Below are 21,353 nucleotides of genomic sequence, written 5' to 3' on the forward strand. Positions count from 1 at the left end.
TTCAAATTCCGTTGCAAAACTTCTAAGTTTAGCAACAACACCTATTGATTTTGGATAAACATGCCTGTTAGTTTTCTCTCCCCAGTACAATGTGACAATTACGCTAAATATCCTACTGACCTACCACCAGATATCGTAGATAGCCTTTTTTTCCTCGATGATCAGGATATGGAGTGGATTGCAAACAAGCGTGGTGACTTCAGCAGGTTAGGTTATGCATTACAGCTGACAACAGTTCGATTTATTGGAGCTTTTATTTCCGACTTGAATCAGATTCCTCGTGTGGTAATTGAGCGAGTTGCTATTCAAATCAAGGTTAATGATCCTGAAAGTTGCATATCAATGTACATGAAAAGTGAGCAGCGTTGGCGTCATGCTGTTGAAATTCGAGCGCGTTATGGCTATATAGAATTTGCTGAAAAAGGTAGTCGTTATCGTCTTGGTCGCATATTATGTGCACTATGCTGGACTGGTACTGACAGACCTGGAGTGCTTTTTGATCATGCAGTGGGTTGGCTATCGACCAACAAAATATTGTTACCAGGTATTACAGTTCTTGAGCGTTTTGTTGCAGAAATTCGCTCCAGGATGGAGTCTCGCTTATGGCGAATGTTGATTAAAAATTTAAGCGCATCACAACAGGAAAAACTGAATGACCTCTTGGTGGTAGAGGATGACGAACATCTGTCATTGCTTGATAAACTGCGTAAAGGTCCGGTTAGCATCAGTAGCACAGCTCTTGTGCAAGCATTAAAACGGGTTGAGTCTGCCCGCAACATTAGTGTTGAATTACCACTGTACCGCATCCCCGCCTGTAAAATAGCAACACTTGCACGCTTTGCTAATACGGCAAAAATTACAGCCATCAACCGCTTGCCGTTTGAGCGTAAAATGGCGACGCTCGTTGCTTTTGCGAATCATTTTGAGTCAGACTCCCAAGATGATTCTCTGGACGTGCTCAGTATGGTATTGCGTGATTTATTCTCAAAGGCCAAGCAAGAAAATAAAAATACACGACTGCGAACTCTTAAAGATCTCGATCAAGCTACAGCCACATTGGTCGATGCATGTAAATTACTACTGAATACAGAATTATGTGATCATGAAATTCGGGACACAATTTATACAACAGTAGGTCATGAAGCGCTTGTATCTGCAGTTGAAAATGCCACTGCCTTAATCAGGCCGCCAAGTAATGTGTTTTATCATGAGCTTGAACAAAAGGAAAAAACAGTTCAGAAATTTTTACCTTCGCTCCTTCGAGTAATAAATTTTGATAGTAATCAAGCGGGAAAACCTCTTCTTGCCAGTCTTGAATGGTTAAAGGGAAAACAAACGGATGAACCGCCAATGGAGATTATTGGAACATCATGGAAACGTAATATTGTTATTAAAAATGAATGTAGCGTTATCAATTGGCCACAAGACGAACCACGACCCACTTATCGCGTCATAAAGAAACTTGTAAAAACCCAAGATGGTATCATTTTGCATAACGATAAACTTTTATATGCTGACCTTATCAATAAAAAAATTAAGGAAATCGTTGTACCAGAGAAAAAACAATCTCAAGTTGAGAAATTGAAAAAATCCATTTTAAACATGAAGGAAGTTCAAAAAAACGCAAATAATAAAGAGCTTGCATTAATAACATCAATAACTGGCCGGGATAGCAATAGAACTACAATTGACCGAACAGCATATATATTTTGTGTTCTTGATAAATTGCAATCGGCACTGAAACATAGGGATGTGTTCATAAGTCCGAGTTGGCGGTATGCTGATCCAAGAGCCAATCTTTATTCTGGCTCAGAGTGGGAGGCAATACGTCCTATGATTTGCCGCTCATTAAATTTAACAATTGACCCAATGTTAGCCATAACAAGCCTTACAGATGAACTACATCAAGTGTATCGGTTAGTTGCTGCAAATATTGATAATAACCCTGCTGTTCGATTTGAAACAGTTAAGGGTAATGAGGAGCTGATTCTAACTCAGCTTGATGCACTTGATGAGCCTCCATCATTAAAAGCATTGAGAGCTGCTGTAAAAGCCAAATTACCACGTGTCGATTTACCCGAGATGGTACTTGAGATAGCCACACGTACTGGATTTGCGGATGGATTTACCCACATCAATGAAGGAAGTGCGCGTGCTGAGGATCTATTAATCAGTTTATGTGCTGAATTGCTAGCAGACGCTTGCAATACTGGACGAGAACCGTTTGTTCGTGAGGACATACCTGCTTTAAAAAGAGATAGATTGGTATGGGTTGATCAAAATTATATTCGAAATGAAACGATAATGGCGGTCAATGCCATTTTAGTTTCTGCTCAAAATCAAATTCCATTAGCTAAGAAATGGGGCGGAGGCGATATTGCATCGGCTGATGGCATGCGCTTCGTTGTACCGGTTAGAACAGTGCACGCTGCTCCAAATCCAAAATATTTTAAATCAGGTCGTGGTGTCACTTGGTACAATCTAATCTCTAATCAACGAACTGGCTTAAATGCTGTAACAGTACCTGGCACTTTACGTGATAGCCTAATATTGTTAGGCGTTGTTCTTGAGCAACAGACGGAATTACAGCCAACGCGGATCATGACAGATGCAGGCGCATACAGTGATATTGTATTTGGACTGTTTCGTTTGTTGGGACTTCGTTTCAGTCCGCGATTGGCTGATATGGGTGGTGCTAGATTCTGGCGGATTGATCCGTTGGCTGATTATGGAAAGCTCAATGTACTTGCAAAAAGTCGTATAAATATAAATCTTGTTCCTCCTGAGTGGGATGATATTTTACGTTTATTGGCTTCATTAAAACTCGGGAGAGTTCCCGCAGAAGGCATTATGCGCACTCTTCAAGTTGCTGATAAACCAACTCGTTTAGCCAAAGCAATTGCCGAAATTGGGCGAATTGACAAAACTATCCACATGCTCAATTATCTTCATGATGAGTCATTCCGTCGTCAGACTTTGGTACAACTAAATTTGGGCGAAGGCAGACACAGTTTAGGTCGTTCTGTTTTTCATGGTAAGCGAGGAGAACTTCATCAGCGGTATCGTGCAGGGCAAGAAGATCAGTTAGGTGCCCTTGGACTGGTTTTAAATATCATTACACTTTGGAACACTATTTACATGGATGCTGCCATTAATCAATTACGACAAGAAGGCTTCCCCGTATACGATGAAGATGTAGCCAGACTGTCCGCATATGGATATGGTCATATTAATATGCTCGGACGATATTCCTTTGCCATGCCAGATGAGGTAAAACGTGGTGAGTTAAGGCCATTAAGAACAACAGAAAAGCCTTAAGTCGGTTGGCTGTTCCATTGCTCCCCAAGCCCGCACAACACCTGACATCCGAATCATTCGCCATGTCCTTAAAAATTCACATGATCTTCTCATCAAAGAAGCGGAAACACGAGAAGGTATGAAAGGCTTTAAAGCACTGGACATGGAACTATTGCGCAAATGCCCCTGTGCCTTGTTTCTTTATCGTCCGCTTAAGCACACGCAACAGGATATTCGCATTGCAGTGGCTATTGATCCCAAAGATGAAGAAGCAGAAGCCCTGGACCTTTCGCTTCGCTTATTAGAAGTTGCTCATTCATTAAACGTCCGTTATCAGGGTAAATTAAGTATTATTTCCTGTTGGGAATTTGCGCTGGAAAGTTACTTACGGGATAGTGTGTGGTTAAAAATATCTAAAGAAGAATTAGATAGAATAGTCGCTGAAGAAAAACATGTTCATGGATTGCTCTTGCAAGAGCTCATTAAACGGTCTCAAATTTCTGGAGCATACCAAATTGACCATCTGAAAGGACAACCAGAAGAGGTTATCCCCGCCATCATAACCCATAAAAGAATCGATATTTTGGTGATGGGCACCGTCGCACGCACCGGGATATCTGGATTTATGATTGGCAATACTGCGGAAAACATCTTGCAAGACATTGATTGCTCGTTACTGGCATTAAAACCACAAGGTTTTGTATCCCCAGTAAAAGCCTATTAATCAGGGAAAAGAGGACCATGGTGGAATCAAAAAACAACATCCCAGAGCTCTGCTGGCATGAGCAGTCAGCAGAAGCAATTCTCGCGACATTAAATACTACATCAGAATTCGGTTTAAGCGAGGACGAATCGAAAAACAGATTAAAACGTTATGACCTCAATTGTTTACCGGAACCTCAAAGAAAAAATGTTTATTTTCGCTTCTTGCTCCAGTTTCATAACATCCTCATCTATGTGTTACTAGGGGCTGCTCTGGTGACTTTACTCTTGCAACATTGGATAGATACTGGCGTTATTTTAGCAGTCGTCATCATCAATGCCCTAATCGGTTTTATCCAGGAAGGAAAAGCAGAAAAAGCACTGGACGCGATTCGGAAAATGCTGTCCCCTACGGCTACCGTATTACGGGATGGCGAACGACGGCGTATTGCTGGTGAGGAGCTTGTGCCAGGCGATATTGTTTTGCTGGAAGCAGGAGATAAAGTTCCTGCCGATGTACGCTTAATAAAATCTCATGGACTCACCATCCAGGAGGCCATCTTAACTGGTGAATCCATTCCGGTTGAAAAACACATTCATTCAGTCCCAAGAAATGCCGTATTAGGTGACAGGACTTGTATGGCATTTAGTGGGACCCTGGTAACCAATGGTCAGGGCAAAGGCATTGTGGTGGCCACAGGCTCATCCACTCAAATTGGACATATTAGTGGGCTATTGTCAAAAGTAGAGTCTTTAACCACACCCTTAGTCCTACAAATGGGGCTGTTTGCAAAATGGCTGACTTTGTTCATTTTATTGATTGCGGCACTCCTTCTTGCGTATGGGTATTTTGTTCAACATCACCCGTTTGTTGAATTGTTTATGGTCGTGGTTGGTTTATCGGTTGCGGCTATCCCGGAAGGTCTTCCTGCCGTTCTTTCAATTACCTTAGCTATTGGTGTGCAGGCTATGGCGCGACGACATACCATTGTACGTCGACTACCTGCCATTGAAACCTTAGGCGCGGTATCGGTTATCTGTACGGATAAAACAGGTACCCTCACTCTAAATGAGATGACCGTGTCTTCGGTTATAACCAGCAGCCACCTATTTACTCTCGACAGCACCGGTTACGAGCCGGTCGGTGCCCTGATGTTGAATGAACAAATCATTGATCATAACGAGCACCCTGTACTGAAAAAACTGGCCCATGCAGCAATTCTTTGCAATGACGCCATGCTTCGTGAACATGAAGGATGTTGGTCTGTGGATGGGGACCCTATGGAGGGCGCTTTGTTAACCTTTGCAGGTAAGACGGGACTTGTCCTTAAAGAGGAAAACGAATCCTGGAGGCGTACCGATATCATTCCTTTTGATGCCAAGCATCGCTTCATGGCAACTCTTCACCACGACCATTTCAATCATGCGATGGTCATGGTGAAGGGAGCTCCTGAGCAGATTTTGGGTATGTGTCAAGTTCAACAAACAGACTGGGGTGGAACAGAGCCATTAAATGAGTCTTACTGGAAAGAGCAGATGGAAATGATTGCAGCAAGTGGACAGCGCATCCTCGCTTTTGCTGTCAGAAAAATAAAGCCAGAACATATCGTTTTGGAGTTCGCTGATGTTGAAGGGAATCTCACGTTACTTGGGATGGTTGGACTGATTGATCCGCCCAGACCTGAAGCCATTGCAGCAGTGGCAGAATGCCATACAGCGGGCATTCAAGTAAAAATGATCACAGGCGATCATGCCAGTACAGCGGTTGCTATTGGCCGGCAAATAGGACTTAAAAATTTGGATAAGGTATTAACAGACATTGATTTGGATAACATGGATGACGCCGTACTCAGAAATGCTGTATTGCTAACCGATATTTTTGCCCGAACAAGTCCTGAACATAAACTAAGGCTGGTGATGGCATTGCAATCACATGGAATGACTGTGGCCATGACCGGCGATGGGGTCAATGATGCGCCTGCGTTAAAACGAGCAGATGCAGGAATTGCTATGGGGAGAAAAGGCAGTGAAGTCGCCAAAGAGGCGGCTGAATTTGTACTGGTGGATGATAATTTTGCTTCCATTGTAGCCGCTGTACGTGAAGGCCGTACTGTTTATGATAATCTTAAAAAAGTGATTAGCTGGACTTTACCCACCAATGCGGGTGAGTCAATGACGATTATCCTGGCTCTGCTGTTAGGTCTAAGCTTGCCGGTAACGCCGATTCAAATTTTATGGATCAACCTGATTACCGCAGTGACTCTTGGCATTGCCCTGGCCTTTGAGCCGACCGAAGAAGGGACCATGCAAAGACCACCACGCCCTCGAAACGAGCCTTTACTGACCGGCAGCTTGGTATGGCATATGCTTCTGGTTTCTATTCTCTTTATTTGTGGCGTCTTTGGACTCTATTTTTATGCGCTCGATCGCGGTTACTCGCTTGAGTTGGCACGCACAATCGCATTAAACACACTGGTTGTTCTTGAGATTTTTCATTTGTTTTATATTCGCAATATTTATGGAACATCACTCACATGGAACGCAGTACAAGGGACCAAAGTGGTTTGGATGGCGGTCATTGTGATTACTGTGGCACAGTTTGCAATCACCTATTTCGCTCCTTTACAAACCATATTTGTTACTGAAAGTATCCCCTTTGGGGATGGCGTACTCGTCGTTCTAACCGGCGCACTGTTTTTTGCTGTGCTTGAAATTGAAAAGCAACTGCGGTTAAAGCTGATTGCTGTTCGCAAGAGTTAGACTTAAAGAAAATCCATATGACTCATTTGCTTTTCTACAATATTTAATACATTAATAGTTGCTTTGATGTATTGACCATCGAGAAATGTTTTGTGTGCTTTATTAAAATCTGCAACAAACTCTCTTCCAAGACTTTTACATTCATCAAAGTTTGTTCGATTCATTGTCGCAGTTATTGTGCTATTAAAATCTTCTACATTATGACTAATGTATTTTTTGGTTAATTCTGCACATGCCGTGGAAATGTGAATAAAAATGAGTAAAGAAATAGTTAATATTCTGTCCATAGTGATCGTTATATACCCGAGTCATAACAGGGCGTGAATTATATACGAAGATGAACTGAATTCAGAGTATATTAAAGATTAAATATCCTTTACAGCGCATTCAACGGACTTTAGTAAAGCATGTTTCAATTCATTGGCGCAGATTGGGTTAATTTGTAGATGGCGGTAATAAATCATAGGTGACGTGGTCAAATCTATGAAACTACGTCATTTTTTATACATAATTTGCTTTAAAAAAGAGGATATTGAATGTCTACGGTGCCTATTTCGTTAATTAAATTATAATAGTTTTCATTTGTAGAGTATGTTAGCGTCAAGAAAGATGTATCTTGTTTGTGGTCTAAGCTAATTGTGGTATGTTCAAATCCTCCTGGAAATACAATTGAAGGTGTGTCTTTTTTTGTAAGTTTAGTATCGATTTCAAATCCAAGAAAAAGATAATAATTTTCATTTCCTTTTATAAAGGCATTTTCTATCATGACTCCCTTCAAGTCGGTGTCATTGTTTCTTTTAAAAAACATAACTGGTTCGCCTTTGGAATTGTATTCTCTTAAGTGTTGTTTTAAATAAGTATCATTGTACCAATATGCCGTAAACTTTAAATTTAAAAATTCAGGTATTTGGATGTCATAGAAAGTTTTTTTATCATTTGCATTGTGTGTGTCGATTGGTTTTTCTTAACTACGTGGGTATCAAGTACAGACTTATTATTTTAATCTAACAGAAGAATTAATTTTGGGAAAAATAGATGGTTTGGATTACATCTTAAGCAAATCAGCAACCCGCAATTCCTGCAAGTGGGGTTCGCCTATTGCCTCATAAGTGAATGTTACCGAAGGGTCTTTCGAATATCTAATTTTGAATATCTCATTTTATTAATATATTTTAAAATGGGCTATAATTGATTATTCGAAAGTTAAATTGAAATGACATTAGTATAATGAAAATTCAATCTTTTCAATACATCCAAAATCTGGGATGGAGCATTCAGAAATTTCCTGAACTGGACTCCGAAAGTACATTCGTTTTAGTTTTTGCCAGTCCAAACTTTAGAAATAATGCAAAACCAATTGAACAATTAGCCCAAGCTTATAAAAAATCAAAAATCATAGGTTGTTCCACCGCAGGGGAAATTTTGGGGCCTAATATTTTTGATAACAGTATTTCCGTTGCTGTGGTTCAATTTGAATCCACAAAACTACAGCTCGCAAAGGCTGAAGTAAAAAGAACTGAAGATTCTTACGAGGCCGGTGCCCAATTGGCAAAATTATTGCATCAACATCAGAAACCCAAGGGTATTTTTATTTTGTCTGACGGCTTACATGTTAATGGTTCCGAATTAATCAAGGGCTTAAACAAACACTCAGCTAAAGAAGTCATTATTACTGGAGGACTTGCTGGTGACGGTGCTGATTTTAAAAATACCTGGCTTATCTATGAAGGACAAATCGTTGACCACTGCATTGCAGCCATAGGGTTTTATGGCGAGCAAATCCACATAGGATATGGGTCGCAAGGCGGTTGGGATATTTTTGGTCCAGAAAGATTCATTACCCACTCTAAAGGAAATATTCTTTATGAATTAGACCATCAACCGGCATTAAAACTCTATAAAGCTTATCTTGGTGAGAGGGCTTCTGAATTACCGGCTTCTGGTTTGCTTTACCCACTTGCTATCCGTAATTATTTTGATCCAGATTCTCAGTATATTGTACGCACTATTTTGGGTATTGATGAAAACAGCCAATCCTTAGTTTTTGCTGGAGACGTACCTCAAGGATACCATGCTCGATTAATGCGTGCCAATTTTGATAGACTCATTGAAAGTGCGAATGATGCAAGTGAAAGCGCTAATAATCTTCTTTTTGAAAATAGGGACTTAAAAGAAGAGCCCGTTTTGGCAATTGATATTAGTTGTGTTGGCAGAAGACTACTATTAGGTGAGCGCACTGAGGAAGAAACAGAAACTACATTGCAATCAATGCCCAAGGGATCAACTCAAATTGGCTTTTACTCTTATGGTGAATTGTCACCATTGACCGTTGGCAATTGTGAATTACATAACCAAACAATGACCATTACTCTTTTATTAGAGAACCATAGGTAATGGACTATAAAAATATGTATCCAATTCCGCTTTTCAAAGCCATTTTGTTTGCTCACAATCAACGAAAGAGAAATGAGCCGCCTCACTCGCTGACAATAGAGGTAGCTGGCGAATTATTTTGTTTCAACAATAATACAAAAGGTAACATAATCAGAAAACTCCACATGATAAACGCGAATGTATTGATATAAGAGAGCATTAGCGATTGTTTACCTAGCTCATTCAATAATAAGGCAGCGGCTTGTGGATCCGTGGCTTTAAGATGCCAGGGGCGTAGGTATTCCATTAATGCTGGATTGTAGGGTTGAATTGAGCCTGCGATTTGATTCCAGGCCATTTGAGTGTGGCGACTTAAGAAGGTGATAGTAATGGAAATCCCTACAGAAGAGCCTATGGTACGTAATAGGCTGTACAGTCCAGCCGCTTCGGCACGAGAAGAAACCGGTAAGGTTGAAAATGCTACAGAGGATAATGGAACGAAAATCAAGCCCAATCCAAATCCTTGGAGTATTAATGGCCAAATGAGCCAGGCTAGACTAACCTCTTGGGAGTAATGAGTCGTGATATAAATCCCGGAAGCACTGAGTAACACTCCTATCGAAATTAACCAGCGAGGTTGAACTTGATTAATTAATTTACCAACAATCATCATGCTGAACATACTGGCAATCCCGCGGGGCGCCATGATTAATCCTGCGATTAAAACGGGATAATTCAGTAAACCTTGTAGCATTTGGGGTTGGATAACCATTGTTCCATACATACCCAATCCCAAGATGGCCAGTAATAGACTGGAAAGAACAAAATTACGATCTTGAAAAATAGAAAGGTCAAAGAGGGCATTGGATTTGTTTTTGATGCTGTACGCTATGAATCCACATAAACTGATGAGACCTAAAAATGTGGCAGTGCGAATATCCAAGGCGGCAAACCAATCCATTTGATTGCCGCGATCAAGAACATATTGAATGGAGCCTACTGCCAACGCAATGAGTATCATGCCAATCCAATCCATCTTGCGTTCCTTTTTAAGAGTATCCGGAACAAAATGGAATACCATCAGTGTTGCCGCAATCCCAAATGGAATATTGACATAAAATGTCCATCGCCAACTGGCAATGTCAGTAAGATACCCACCCAGCGACGGACCTAAGATAGGGCCTACCATGACGCCCATACCCCAAATGGCCATGGCTTTACCGCGTTCATTATCTGGAAAAATGTCAGTCAAAATGGCTTGGGATAAAGGAACCAACCCAGCACCAAAAATGCCTTGAAGCAATCTAAATACCACCATTTGTACGATAGAGGTTGCTGCACCACACAAAGCGGAGGTAAGGGTAAACCCTATAATTGATAAAAGAAGGTAGGCTTTTCGGCCAAACCTATCTGTAAAATAACCGGTTAAAGGCATGAAAATGGCAGAAGCTACTAAATAACTGGTTAAGGTCCAGGTTATTTCATCGGGGCTTGCGCCTAATGAACCCTGCATATGAGGCAGTGCGACATTAACTATGGTCGTGTCCAATACTTGCATCAGGGTAGCTGCCATGATGGCTACGGTAATTATCCAGCGTTGTGAGGCGGATAAAGAGTCCGAAGGATTATTCATGAGGTTTTACTCACTTGCTTGGACTGTAAATCGATGGATACCTTGGCTGAAGTGCCCAGGCGCAAAGGATATTGGGAGTCCGGTTTGATGATTTGCACGCGGACAGGGACGCGTTGTGTTACTTTGACCCAGTTTCCAGTGGCATTTTGTGGTGGCATTAATGAAAACGCCGTGCCGCTTCCACCGCTAATGCTGTTGACCACCCCAATGAATTGTTTATGGGGATACATGTCGATTTTAATGGTTGCTCGTTGATTTGGTTGGATGTGTTCCAGTTCTGTTTCTTTAAAATTAGCATCCACCCAAAAGGTGGTGTCATCAATCATCGCAAACAGGGGCTGGTTTTCTGAAACGACATTGCCCACCCTGAGAGACAGGTTGCTCACCCAACCACTTGTTGGAGCGAGCACACGGGCATAGGATAGTCTCAATTTGGCTTCTTTGAGTTTGGCTTCTGAAAGTCTCAAAGCTGCTTTGGCGCTTTTAAGTTTTGCTTTAACATCATCTCCGGCTTGACGAGACATCACTTCGCTTTTGACTAACTCTCGGGTTCGAATGGAAGTGGCTTCGGCATGTTGCAGATTGGTCTTATCAATGAGATATTGGGCCTCAGCTTGTTCCACTGCGACTTCAAAAGGCGTGCGGTCTAACTCAAACAGCAGTTGCCCTTTTTCAACAAATTGATTGTTCTCCACATAGAGGTGTTTTACCGGGCCGGTTACTCGGGATGCAATTTGGACTACATTTCCATTAATATAGGCATCTTCTGTACTGACATACCGTTGAGCAAGAGTCCAGAAATAAATGCTGGCTAAGGTGATTAATGTGAGACTTAAGACGATTAGAAAACGTTTCCATGAATGCGTTTTATTGCGCCACTTGTGCAGGATTGATTTCTTCAGAAGGGTTGGGTTATTCATAAGATTCCTCGGCGGTTTTCTTAATTTTTTGTAGTGTGGCAATACATGCTTCTAATTCTGCTTCAGATAAAGGAGCAAGTAATTCCTTAGAAAGTTCCTCTGCGGTATTTTGTATCTGGTCAAGAGTCAATGTGGCTTTTTCAGTAAGGCAGATGACTTTGACGCGGCGATCGTAGTCTGCATCTTGTCGAATCACCCATCCTTCTTTAGTGAGGCGATCGATTAAACCGACAATAGTCGGCGCCTCAATGCCTAGCTTTTTAGCAAGTTGGATTTGTGTCAATGGGTATTTCGTCATGGAGAGAAGGAGCAATGCCCGCCATTTTGCCTGGCTAAGGCCTAATGGTTTTAAGCGTTTATCAAGTAAATTTCGCCAAGTGGCTGCGGTTTCATATAATACCATAGGGAACGCGTTCATATTGTATAGCCCGTTGTTAACTAATGATTTGTAACTCATTTCATTTAATTCTAAAATTTTCTCTGACTTAGTTAAAAAAGGAAAAAGTATTTCAATTCATTCACAGAGCGAATGACCCCCATTTTTTGCACATTCCTTATTTTTGCTAGTTCATTAATCCACCTCATTGATTCCTAATAAACAAGGTGCACGAGGTTTAAGGATAGAGCCCTCCACCTAAAGCAAGATACAGTTGAATGGTGTCTTGATACCTTTGTGCTTGAGCATTGACATAGCCCAAACGCGATTGAGCATACAATCGTTCCGCATCAAGCACTTCTAAAACGCCAACCACGCCTGCAGTAAAGCTCAATCTGGCCACACGTAGAGACTCTTTGGCGGTCAGCACCGCTTTTTTCTGTAATGCAAGTTCCTCTGCATCGTGTTTTAAGGCATACAACAGGTCGCTCACTTGATAAAATGCTTTAAGTACTATGTGTTGGTATTGAGCCAAAACCGATTGGTAGGCATGGATGGAGGCTCGGCGTTGTGCACGCAATGTCCCTCCAGAAAAAACAGGAGTTGTTAAATTACTCAAAAGACTCCATGCATTAGGAGAAATACTTGATAGAGCGCTGGGAATTACTCCCTCCTGTAAGAGTGTGGCAGAAAGGGTGATGTTGGGATAAAGACGTGCCGTAGCGATTCCAACATCCGCACTGGCTGCATGCAAACTCGCTTCCGCAGCGAGGATATCCGGCCTTTTATGAGCAAGCGTTGATGGCAGTTCTAATGGCAGTTTTTTAGGCAAAGTAAAGTCTTTTAACTGAAAAACTAAATCCTTCTGTGAACGCGGTGGCAGTGTACCTAAAAGAACATTGAGTGTGTTTTGTGCAACACGAAGTTGTTGATAGAGAGAGGGCAATAAAGTTTCATCATTGGTTAACTGGCTTTGCGCGCTTAAAACATCACTTCGAGAAGACGAACCCACACTAAAGGATTTTTGAATCAGCTGTAGATTTTTCTTGTCATCCTGGATAATGTCCTTAAGTACATCGATGCGTGCTTTTATTGTCGCAAGGGTTAAAGACGTTGTGGCGATGTTACCGGTTAATGTCAAAAATGCGGCATCCAGCTCATGTTGTTGATATAAAGCTAATGCCTTTTGCTTTTCAATGGTGCGACGTGTTCCACCAAAGACATCGAGCGTATAAGAAGCATTAGGACCTATTTGATAATAGGAAAAGGGTTCAATTCGGAGATTAACGGGTCCAAATGTGGCAGGACCATATTGTTGCCTTCCGACGGTCGCATTGAGCCCGGCTTGAGGCCATAACTGGCCTTGGGAGGCCGCAACCAACTCTTTGGCTTGTGCCAAGGATTCTCGCATGGCCGCCAGAGAATAATTATGCTGGATGCCTTGCTCCATCAGGTGATTGAGCGCTGGGGAATGAAATTCTTTCCACCAGGTTCGTGACGTTTTATTCTTCAGTGCTACGTGTTGATTGCCCAATTGATATGTTGATTTAGAGGTGTAGGCTTGGTTTCTTAATGGTGAGGGTCTTACAAAATCAGGCCCAACAGTGCATGAGCATAAAGCCATTGCCCCTGTTAACCCAATCAACTTGTGGTAAGCGGATTTCATATGCTTCTCCATTTCAATCTGGAGGACACAGGGTGGATAGGGATTCTCTTACAATCAAGGGATGTTGCCCCAGCAGGTTTTAAGTACGATTTATTCATGACCTGCCCTACTCTGAGTCGCTTAATTGACGTCTCAAAGAGGGTAGGATGCTGCGTAAGGAGCAATGGATTTTTTACCCTTAAGAAGGGGAATAGCCAGGCTCGATGGGCCTGACCAAAATTCAACTGTTTTGAGATTGTATCGAGCAAATAGAGCCAACCAAGGCTAATTTCATGCACTAACAGAGTGAAGCGCCTCATTTCCAAAAACCAATTAACAAACTAATAATTAGCATGCTAACATAAATTAAAATCAAGCGATAGAGGATAAGCGCTTAAAATATTATCTCAATTAGTGAATTAGAGCGGATGGCTTCTTCTTTCTCCGCAAAGCTTTATTTATTTGGATTAAGTAAGCTATGATGCAAGGTGGCTGCGATTAGAGAATTTATTCACAAGTTGCAGTGATAGAACAAGAATTAACTCTTTATTTTCTCGAAAAGGCAACACCTAATTCCATTGCTGGAGCAACAAATTGAATATTTTTCTGGCCATAGGGCTCTTTATCATAGGACTTCTATTGGTGATTTGTTTTGCTGAGAAACTGGTGAAAGGAGCCGTGGGAACTTCGGCCAGTTTTGGAGTTTCTACTTTTTTCATCAGCGTTGTTTTTATTGGTTTCGACCCAGAAAACTTAGCCATTGGAGCCGTCGGTGCGTTTAACGAAATGGCAGGCATTGCCTTAGGTTCAATCATCGGTGCCACCATGGTCGCGATTGCACTAGCCTTTGGCATCACCGCATTAATTGCACCGATGACATTTAAGCAAACACCAAAACGTATTCTTATTTTACCTAACCTAGCTATTCTTCTATGGGGGCTATTCGCATTAGATGGGGAACTTTCGAGAATCGATGGCTTGATTTTATTTGTAAGCTTTATCCTTTCAGTCTTTTACCTCTTATGGCTCCATAAAAAAGGGTATGACATCAAGCCATCTCATGAACTTTCTGAAACCATAGACTCGGTCAAAAAAGAAGAACGGTGGAAATCTTTAGGATTACTTCTCTTCTCTCTAGTAGCCATTCTTGTGGGGAGTGAGCTCATCGTTATGGCATCTAAAACCATGATTCGATATTTTGGACTTTCCGGCACCTTTTTCGGAATGATTATTCTTGCTTTTTTAGTCAGTATTGAGGAAATAGCCAGGGAATTGCCTGCAGCACTTAAAGGAAGAGCGGAAATTAGTTTTGGTAATGTGGTCGGTTCAATTTTTGCATTTTTTTTATTTAATGCAGGTATTATTGCCATGATAAAACCCGTGAAGGTCAATCAGCAAACATTAATTTTCTATCTGCCTTTTTGCTTGTTCACCATGGTCATAATCTCTCTTTTTATGTTAACACAGCGGATATCACGATGGATGGGCGGCGTCTTGGTTTTTTTATATCTCATCTTCGCTGTAGGAGGATATTTTCTTTTTTAAATTTCTACTTGATTATTAATCAATGTTATTTGTCATGGGTTATCAGTCAAGAAATGAAGAGGTCATGTTGTCATCGACCCAAATGGTATTGCCATGATTTTTTTTAGCCTTGTAGCAGGCGTCGTCCGCTTTTTTTAGCACGCTATTGATGGATAACGAGTTCTTGGTTAATTGGGTGATGCCCACAGAACAACCAAGTGATGAATGATTAGGGAGTTTTTCTTTGGTAATCCGAGAAGTCGTTTGAATGATTTTCTGTCCGATAGACTTGGCTTTAGTTAAGGGGATGTTTTCAACCAATACCACAAATTCATCGCCACCATAGCGGGCAATGATGTCTTCTTCTCGAAGTTGTTGTTTTAATAATTGACCAAAGCGCTGTAAGATTTGGTCCCCGAAATCATGGCCATATTCATCATTGATTTTCTTAAACCCATCTAAATCAACAAACATGACCGTTAACTGTCCAGTGTTTAATTTGATTTTTCTAAAGCGATTGTCCAAAATTTCCATTAAATAATGACGATTGAAGCATCCGGTGAGTTTATCGTGTTCTGCATTATAACGAATTTTTTCATATTCTAACTTCAAATTATCCATGGTTTTGATTTTTTCAATCGTTTTTGAACTCAAATAACTCATCCAAAACACATAAAAACCCCCTAATAAAAAAAGGGTGGCGTAAAAATAATTCGTAAAAAACTCATTAATCAAAAGGGTGTAGACAATGACAAAAAGAAAACTGCCTATAAAAAAACAAATAAGCACAAGATTGGCTATCCATTGGTAATGATAATACGATGCTTTTTTGATAAGCGGCCAAACCACGATGGCTCCTCCTAAAAGGAAAAAAATCCCTATAATAATCATAATGAGTGTAAAATACATTTGTCTTAAATCATTAAGTGAATTAATTTTAATATAGCAAAAATAACTTAAATCAGTTTTATGCCAAACAACGTGCGGACTTTGGAATGCACCTCATACCGGTACATTAAAAGAGATTATTGAAAATAAGGATGAACATGGCCGTCGGAAGGAAACAAAAATGGTTATGGGGAATTGTTATTGGCGGTTTATGCCTTATGCTAATACCCATTTTTTGGTATTATTATCACCCCAATCCAATGGGAGAAGGTTTTGCCAGTGGTAATGGGCGTATTGAAGCCGTAGAGATTGATATTGCAACCAAAATTCCTGGACGAATAGAAACCATCCTGGTGGATGAAGGTGACTTTGTAAAATCAGGTCAAGTTCTGGCTAAAATGGATACGGAAGTATTAGAAGCACAGCTTAGAGAAGCCAAAGCACAGAATAAAGAAGCCAAGAGCAAAGTCATTAGTGCCAAAAATCAGGTCATTCAACGAAAAAGTGAAAAAGAAGCCGCATTAGCTACCGTTGCTCAACGCGAAGCAGAGCTCGATTTGGCGCAAAAACGCCTTTCCCGTACTGAAAAATTGGTCACTAAAGGGGCTGCGTCACTGGATAGTCTTGATGAGGCCCGTGCTCATTTCTATAGCGCACAAGCCACTCTCCATGCTGCCAAAGCGCATGTTGCTTCCGCTGATGCATCGATTGCAACTGCTGAGGCAGAAGTTGTCGCCGTAGAGTCCTCTGTCGATGCGACCCAAGCGACCATCGAGCGTATATCAGCAGATATCAACGACAGCACTTTAATCGCTCCCTGTGATGGACGTATCCAGTTTCGGGTTGCGCAACCAGGAGAAGTGCTCAGCGCAGGAGGCAGAGTATTGAACATGGTTGACTTAAGTGATGTGTATATGGTTTTTTTTCTTCCAACAGAGCAAGCAGGTAAAGTACAAATCGGCGCACCAGTTCATTTAATTCTTGATGCGGCACCCAACTATGTGATACCGGCTAAGGTGACTTTTGTCGCCAGTGTGGCGCAATTCACACCTAAAGCCGTAGAAACGGCCAGTGAACGAGAAAAACTGATGTTCCGTGTTAAAGCCCGTATTGCACCTGAATTGCTGAAAAAATATATCGCCTTAGTCAAGACAGGGCTGCCAGGGATGGCTTATGTTCAATTAGATCCCAAAAGCAAATGGCCCGCGGCGTTGGAAGTTAAAATAAATGTCAAATAACAAGGCCTCCAATAATGGGGTTGAAAAACCGGTTTGTGAAATCAATAACCTGAGTTTGTGGTATGGTAAAACTTGTGCCCTGGATAACATTACTCTTAAACTGCCTTCTGGTTGTATTGTTGGCTTCATTGGGCCAGATGGTGTTGGAAAATCCAGTCTGTTTTCACTCATTGCTGGAGCCCGCGTCATTCAACGCGGACAAATTTTTGTTCTTGGTGGCAATATGGCGAGTAGCTCTCATCGTGAAGCCCTCTGCACGCGCATTGCTTATATGCCTCAAGGCTTGGGGAAAAATCTGTATCCTACCCTTTCAGTATTTGAAAACATCGATTTCTTTGGGAGTCTTTTTGGCCATAGCCGTGAAGTGCGACAATACTACATTACCCGTTTGTTGGATAGAACAGGGTTATTCCCTTTTCGAGACAGGCCAGCAGGTAAGCTGTCTGGAGGGATGAAGCAGAAACTTGGATTATGTTGTGCTCTGATTCACACTCCCGATCTGTTAATTCTGGATGAGCCTACGACAGGAGTGGATCCCCTTTCAAGGCGTCAATTCTGGGAGCTCATTGAGACGTTGCGTGCTGAAATGCCGAAAATGAGTGTTCTGGTGGCCACTGCATACATGGAGGAAGCGGCGTGTTTTGATTGGCTGGTTGCAATGAATGCTGGAAAAGTCTTGGCTTCAGGGACTATGAGTGACCTGTTGAGGCAAAGTCGTACTCATTCTCTGGAAGAAGCGTTTGTTGCCCTCTTACCCGAGCAGCAGCGACAAATGCACCCCATGGTAATAGAACCCCGCTCATCCACTCAAAAATCGGAAGTAGCTATTGAAGCAACCGGTTTGACCAAACGCTTTGGTGATTTTGTCGCAGTAGACCACGTCAATTTTTGTATAGAGCGTGGCGAAATTTTTGGGTTTCTTGGCTCGAATGGTTGTGGCAAAACAACGGTTATGAAAATATTAACCGGTCTGCTTCCTGCCAGCGAGGGTCAAGCTTCGCTATTTGGACAATCTGTTGATTCAAACGATCTGATGATACGTCAACGCATTGGCTATATGTCCCAATCTTTTTCGCTGTACACGGAATTAACGGTTCATCAAAATCTCATGTTGCATGCCAAATTGTTTCGTTTGCCCGCCCATAGCATTCCCAAACGCATCAAACAATTGCTCGAAAAATTCTCTTTGTCTGACTATGAAAATGAACGGCCTGACTCATTACCACTAGGTCTTCGTCAAAGGCTTTCTCTTGCTGTAGCCATTATCCATCAACCCGATATACTCATTCTTGATGAACCGACTTCTGGTGTTGATCCGGTTGCTCGCGATATATTTTGGCAATTAATGCTTGATTTATCCCGACAGGATAAAGTAACCATTTTTATTTCTACCCATTTCATGAATGAGGCAGAACGTTGCGATCGCATTTCGCTGATGCATGCCGGTAAAGTATTGGTTAGTGAAAATCCAGTCAAACTCATCCAACAAAGACAAGCCTCTTCGCTAGAAGAAGCCTTTATCAGCTATCTAGAAGAGGCCATGAAGAAGAAGGAGGTGAATCCTTCAGGGCAACATCCTGCAAAACCAATCATGAGCTCTTTATCTGAACACCCCAAAATCATTCCTGCAAAAAAATATTTCAACATCAGACGCATGTTCAGCTACAGCCGTCGTGAAGCGCTCGAACTGATACGCGATCCAATTCGTGCAACTCTTGCGCTTTTGGGAAGCATTCTACTGATGATCATTATGAGTTATGGAGTTACTCTGGATATCGAACAGTTAACCTTTGCAGTTCTTGATCGGGATCAAACGAATGCCAGCCACGCTTATGTTCTTAATATAGCCAGCTCGCACTATTTTAAAGAACTCCCTCCCATCTTGGATTATAAAGAAATGGATCAACGTATGCGAAGCGGAAAATTAAGCTTGGCATTGGAAATCCCAAGTGGGTTTGCCCGTGACATCAATAAAGAGACTCCCGTACAAGTTGGGGCATGGATTGATGGAGCAATGCCTACCCGTGCAGAAACCATTCAGAGTTATGTGTATGGAATGCATCAGCATTGGTTAGTGAATAGTTGGCCTTATTTGACTCATCAAAAATCGGAGGAGTTCTTCAATATTGAGCCTCGTTTTCGTTATAACCCGGATGTGAAAAGTTTACCTGCCATGGTTCCAGCCGTCATTCCTATCCTATTGATGTTAATCCCGGCGATGTTGATGGCACTTTCTGTGGTGCGAGAAAAAGAGCTGGGATCCATCGTTAATTTATACGTGACGCCCATTACTAAACTTGAGTTTCTTTTGGGAAAATTGATACCTTATGTGATTTTGGCCGTATTTAATTTTCTATTGCTAATCGCCTTGTCCATTTATTTATTTGATGTACCGATCAAAGGAAGTTTTTCCATCCTTTTCTTTAGTGCTTTAATCTACGTTACTCTTTCCACTTCGATGGGATTTCTAATCTCCACTTTTATGAAAAGCCAAGTGGCGGCATTGTTTGGAACTGCAATACTGACGCTTCTTCCAGCCACCCAGTTTTCTGGCATGATAGAGCCGGTATCCTCTTTGGAAGGATTGGGAGCAATGATAGGCCAAATCTATCCGGTAACGCATTTTCTTACGATTTCGCGAGGTACTTTTTCCAAGGCACTGAGTTTTCAAGATTTGCTCCATCCTTTTTTATATTTACTCATCACCTTGCCGGTATTGCTTGGGTGTTGTCTTTTATTTTTAAAAAAACAGGAGCGCTAAGTGACAATAAGTAATATTGTGCAACTTGGGTTTAAGGAATATCGAAGTTTGCTTCGTGACCCAATTATGATAGCACTGATCGTCTTTGCATTTACTGTACAAATCTATACAACAGCCACAGCCATGCCCGAAATGCTGCACAAAGCACCGATTGTCATTGTTGATCTCGATCAATCCGCTGTTTCACAACGTATCAGGGATGCTTTTTATCCCCCACAATTTATAAAATACGTGACCACCTCACAAGCAAAGATGGATTCGGGCATGGATGAAGGCTTATATACCTTTGGTTTAAATATCCCGCCTGATTTTCAACGGAATCTTTTGTCCGGGCGAAAGCCAACCCTTCAACTGAATATTGATGCTACACGCATGAGTCAGGCGTTCACAGGAACAGCCTACATTCAAACTATTATTGAGAGGGAGATCAATGAATTTGTCGAACATTATCGTTCTGTGGAAACTCCGCCTGTTGATCTTGCAGTCCGCGTTCGATTTAACCCGACATTAACTAAGATCTGGTTTGGTGCCTTAATGGAGTTGATTAATAATGTAACGATGTTATCCATTGTGCTAACGGGTGCCGCATTACTTCGGGAGCGCGAACATGGAACAATTGAACATTTATTAGTGATGCCAGTCACGCCATTTGAAATCATGGCCAGCAAAATTTGGGCAATGGCTTCCATTGTACTCATCGTTTGTGCTGTTTCGCTTATTACAGTGGTACAAGGGTTACTCTCTGCCCCCATTGAGGGTTCAATTCTTCTGTTTTTGCTTGGTGCGGCAATCAATTTGTTCGCTACAACGTCAATAGGTATTTTTATGGGAACCATCACCCGCTCCATGCCTCAATTTGGTATCTTATTGATTCTGGTACTTCTCCCGCTAGAAATGCTTTCAGGTGGATTGACCCCTCGTGAGAGCATGCCTGAATTTGTCCAGACCATGATGCTGGTTGCGCCTAACACTCACTTTGTGATGCTTGCTCAATCGATTTTATTTAGAGGGGCAGGGTTTGGTATCGTGTGGCCGCAATTTCTGACGCTTGCAATAATAGGCTCTATTTTTTTCATGACCACATTAATGTATTTTCGCAAAAGGATTGTCCTTCTTTCTACATGAAATAACATTGCATTTTTTCCAATAAAAATTTGGGTTAATGCCATGTCCTAAGGACAATCCGCGCTTGCGCGCCATGGTTATTGGTCCATGATTGCCTTCTTTGAAATAACA

General features: G+C 41.6%; 14 protein-coding genes and 1 pseudogene. 8 read left to right on the top strand and 7 right to left on the bottom strand.

Annotated features, from left to right (window positions below; genetic code table 11):
• Window positions 1–60: 60 nt before the first annotated feature.
• From ACWTE2_RS17090 to ACWTE2_RS17100, 3 genes and pseudogenes are all read left to right on the top strand, one after another.
• Window positions 61–3,318: a Tn3 family transposase gene (locus tag ACWTE2_RS17090; protein ID WP_012187537.1), complete on the top strand. Its 3,258-nt coding sequence runs from the start codon at window positions 61–63 to the stop codon at window positions 3,316–3,318.
• Between the two features lie 40 nt (window positions 3,319–3,358).
• Window positions 3,359–4,021, top strand: a pseudogene (locus ACWTE2_RS17095) (universal stress protein); the annotation flags it as partial.
• Between the two features lie 17 nt (window positions 4,022–4,038).
• Complete coding sequence (locus tag ACWTE2_RS17100; protein WP_014845097.1) at window positions 4,039–6,759, top strand: cation-transporting P-type ATPase; 2,721 nt, start codon at window positions 4,039–4,041, stop codon at window positions 6,757–6,759.
• A gap of 2 nt (window positions 6,760–6,761) precedes the next feature.
• Here the strand turns inward: ACWTE2_RS17100 and ACWTE2_RS17105 are convergent, their stop codons facing one another.
• Entirely contained in the window at window positions 6,762–7,046 is a 285-nt protein-coding gene (locus ACWTE2_RS17105; protein WP_014845098.1) for a hypothetical protein, read from the bottom strand.
• 230 nt (window positions 7,047–7,276) lie between these two features.
• Window positions 7,277–7,567 carry a hypothetical protein gene (locus tag ACWTE2_RS17110; protein WP_014845099.1) on the bottom strand — a complete coding sequence of 97 codons (291 nt, stop codon included), beginning with the start codon at window positions 7,565–7,567 and terminating at the stop codon, window positions 7,277–7,279.
• A 419-nt stretch (window positions 7,568–7,986) separates the two neighbouring features.
• Here ACWTE2_RS17110 and ACWTE2_RS17115 point away from each other — a divergent pair, with 419 nt between their 5' ends.
• Complete coding sequence (locus ACWTE2_RS17115; protein WP_014845100.1) at window positions 7,987–9,153, top strand: FIST signal transduction protein; 1,167 nt, start codon at window positions 7,987–7,989, stop codon at window positions 9,151–9,153.
• An 82-nt stretch (window positions 9,154–9,235) separates the two neighbouring features.
• Here ACWTE2_RS17115 and ACWTE2_RS17120 read toward each other — a convergent pair whose 3' ends face one another.
• From ACWTE2_RS17120 to ACWTE2_RS17135, 4 genes are all read right to left on the bottom strand, one after another.
• Window positions 9,236–10,765 (bottom strand): DHA2 family efflux MFS transporter permease subunit, encoded by a 1,530-nt coding sequence (locus ACWTE2_RS17120; protein WP_014845101.1) that lies wholly within the window; start codon window positions 10,763–10,765, stop codon window positions 9,236–9,238.
• Entirely contained in the window at window positions 10,762–11,685 is a 924-nt protein-coding gene (locus tag ACWTE2_RS17125; RefSeq protein ID WP_014845102.1) for an HlyD family secretion protein, read from the bottom strand. Before ACWTE2_RS17125 ends, ACWTE2_RS17120 begins: the two co-directional genes overlap by 4 nt.
• The gene (locus ACWTE2_RS17130) at window positions 11,678–12,088 is read right to left on the bottom strand and encodes a MarR family winged helix-turn-helix transcriptional regulator (protein ID WP_231294697.1); all 411 of its coding nucleotides are present in this window, start codon (window positions 12,086–12,088) and stop codon (window positions 11,678–11,680) included. The genes ACWTE2_RS17125 and ACWTE2_RS17130 overlap by 8 nt, the downstream gene beginning before the upstream one ends.
• A 211-nt stretch (window positions 12,089–12,299) precedes the next feature.
• Window positions 12,300–13,727 carry an efflux transporter outer membrane subunit gene (locus ACWTE2_RS17135; protein ID WP_014845104.1) on the bottom strand — a complete coding sequence of 476 codons (1,428 nt, stop codon included), beginning with the start codon at window positions 13,725–13,727 and terminating at the stop codon, window positions 12,300–12,302.
• A 573-nt stretch (window positions 13,728–14,300) separates the two neighbouring features.
• On the opposite strand from ACWTE2_RS17135, the gene ACWTE2_RS17140 reads away from it, so the two are divergent.
• A complete protein-coding gene (locus ACWTE2_RS17140; protein ID WP_014845105.1) occupies window positions 14,301–15,251 on the top strand; it encodes a sodium:calcium antiporter in 951 nt (316 codons plus the stop codon).
• Window positions 15,252–15,293: 42 nt separating this feature from the next.
• Here ACWTE2_RS17140 and ACWTE2_RS17145 read toward each other — a convergent pair whose 3' ends face one another.
• The gene (locus tag ACWTE2_RS17145; protein WP_230304804.1) at window positions 15,294–16,079 is read right to left on the bottom strand and encodes a GGDEF domain-containing protein; all 786 of its coding nucleotides are present in this window, start codon (window positions 16,077–16,079) and stop codon (window positions 15,294–15,296) included.
• 197 nt (window positions 16,080–16,276) lie between these two features.
• On the opposite strand from ACWTE2_RS17145, the gene ACWTE2_RS17150 reads away from it, so the two are divergent.
• Genes ACWTE2_RS17150 through ACWTE2_RS17160 form a run of 3 tightly spaced genes read left to right on the top strand, consistent with a single transcriptional unit; the run spans window position 16,277 to window position 21,242 of the window.
• The gene (locus ACWTE2_RS17150; protein ID WP_019350448.1) at window positions 16,277–17,356 is read left to right on the top strand and encodes an HlyD family secretion protein; all 1,080 of its coding nucleotides are present in this window, start codon (window positions 16,277–16,279) and stop codon (window positions 17,354–17,356) included.
• On the top strand, window positions 17,346–20,117 hold the full coding sequence (gene rbbA / locus ACWTE2_RS17155; RefSeq protein ID WP_014845108.1) for a ribosome-associated ATPase/putative transporter RbbA: 2,772 nt from the start codon (window positions 17,346–17,348) through the stop codon (window positions 20,115–20,117). Before ACWTE2_RS17150 ends, rbbA begins: the two co-directional genes overlap by 11 nt.
• Window positions 20,118–21,242 (top strand): ABC transporter permease, encoded by a 1,125-nt coding sequence (locus tag ACWTE2_RS17160; RefSeq protein WP_019350447.1) that lies wholly within the window; start codon window positions 20,118–20,120, stop codon window positions 21,240–21,242.
• Window positions 21,243–21,353 lie beyond the last annotated feature (111 nt).

It is taken from the genome of Legionella nigrisilvae (assembly GCF_977063395.2).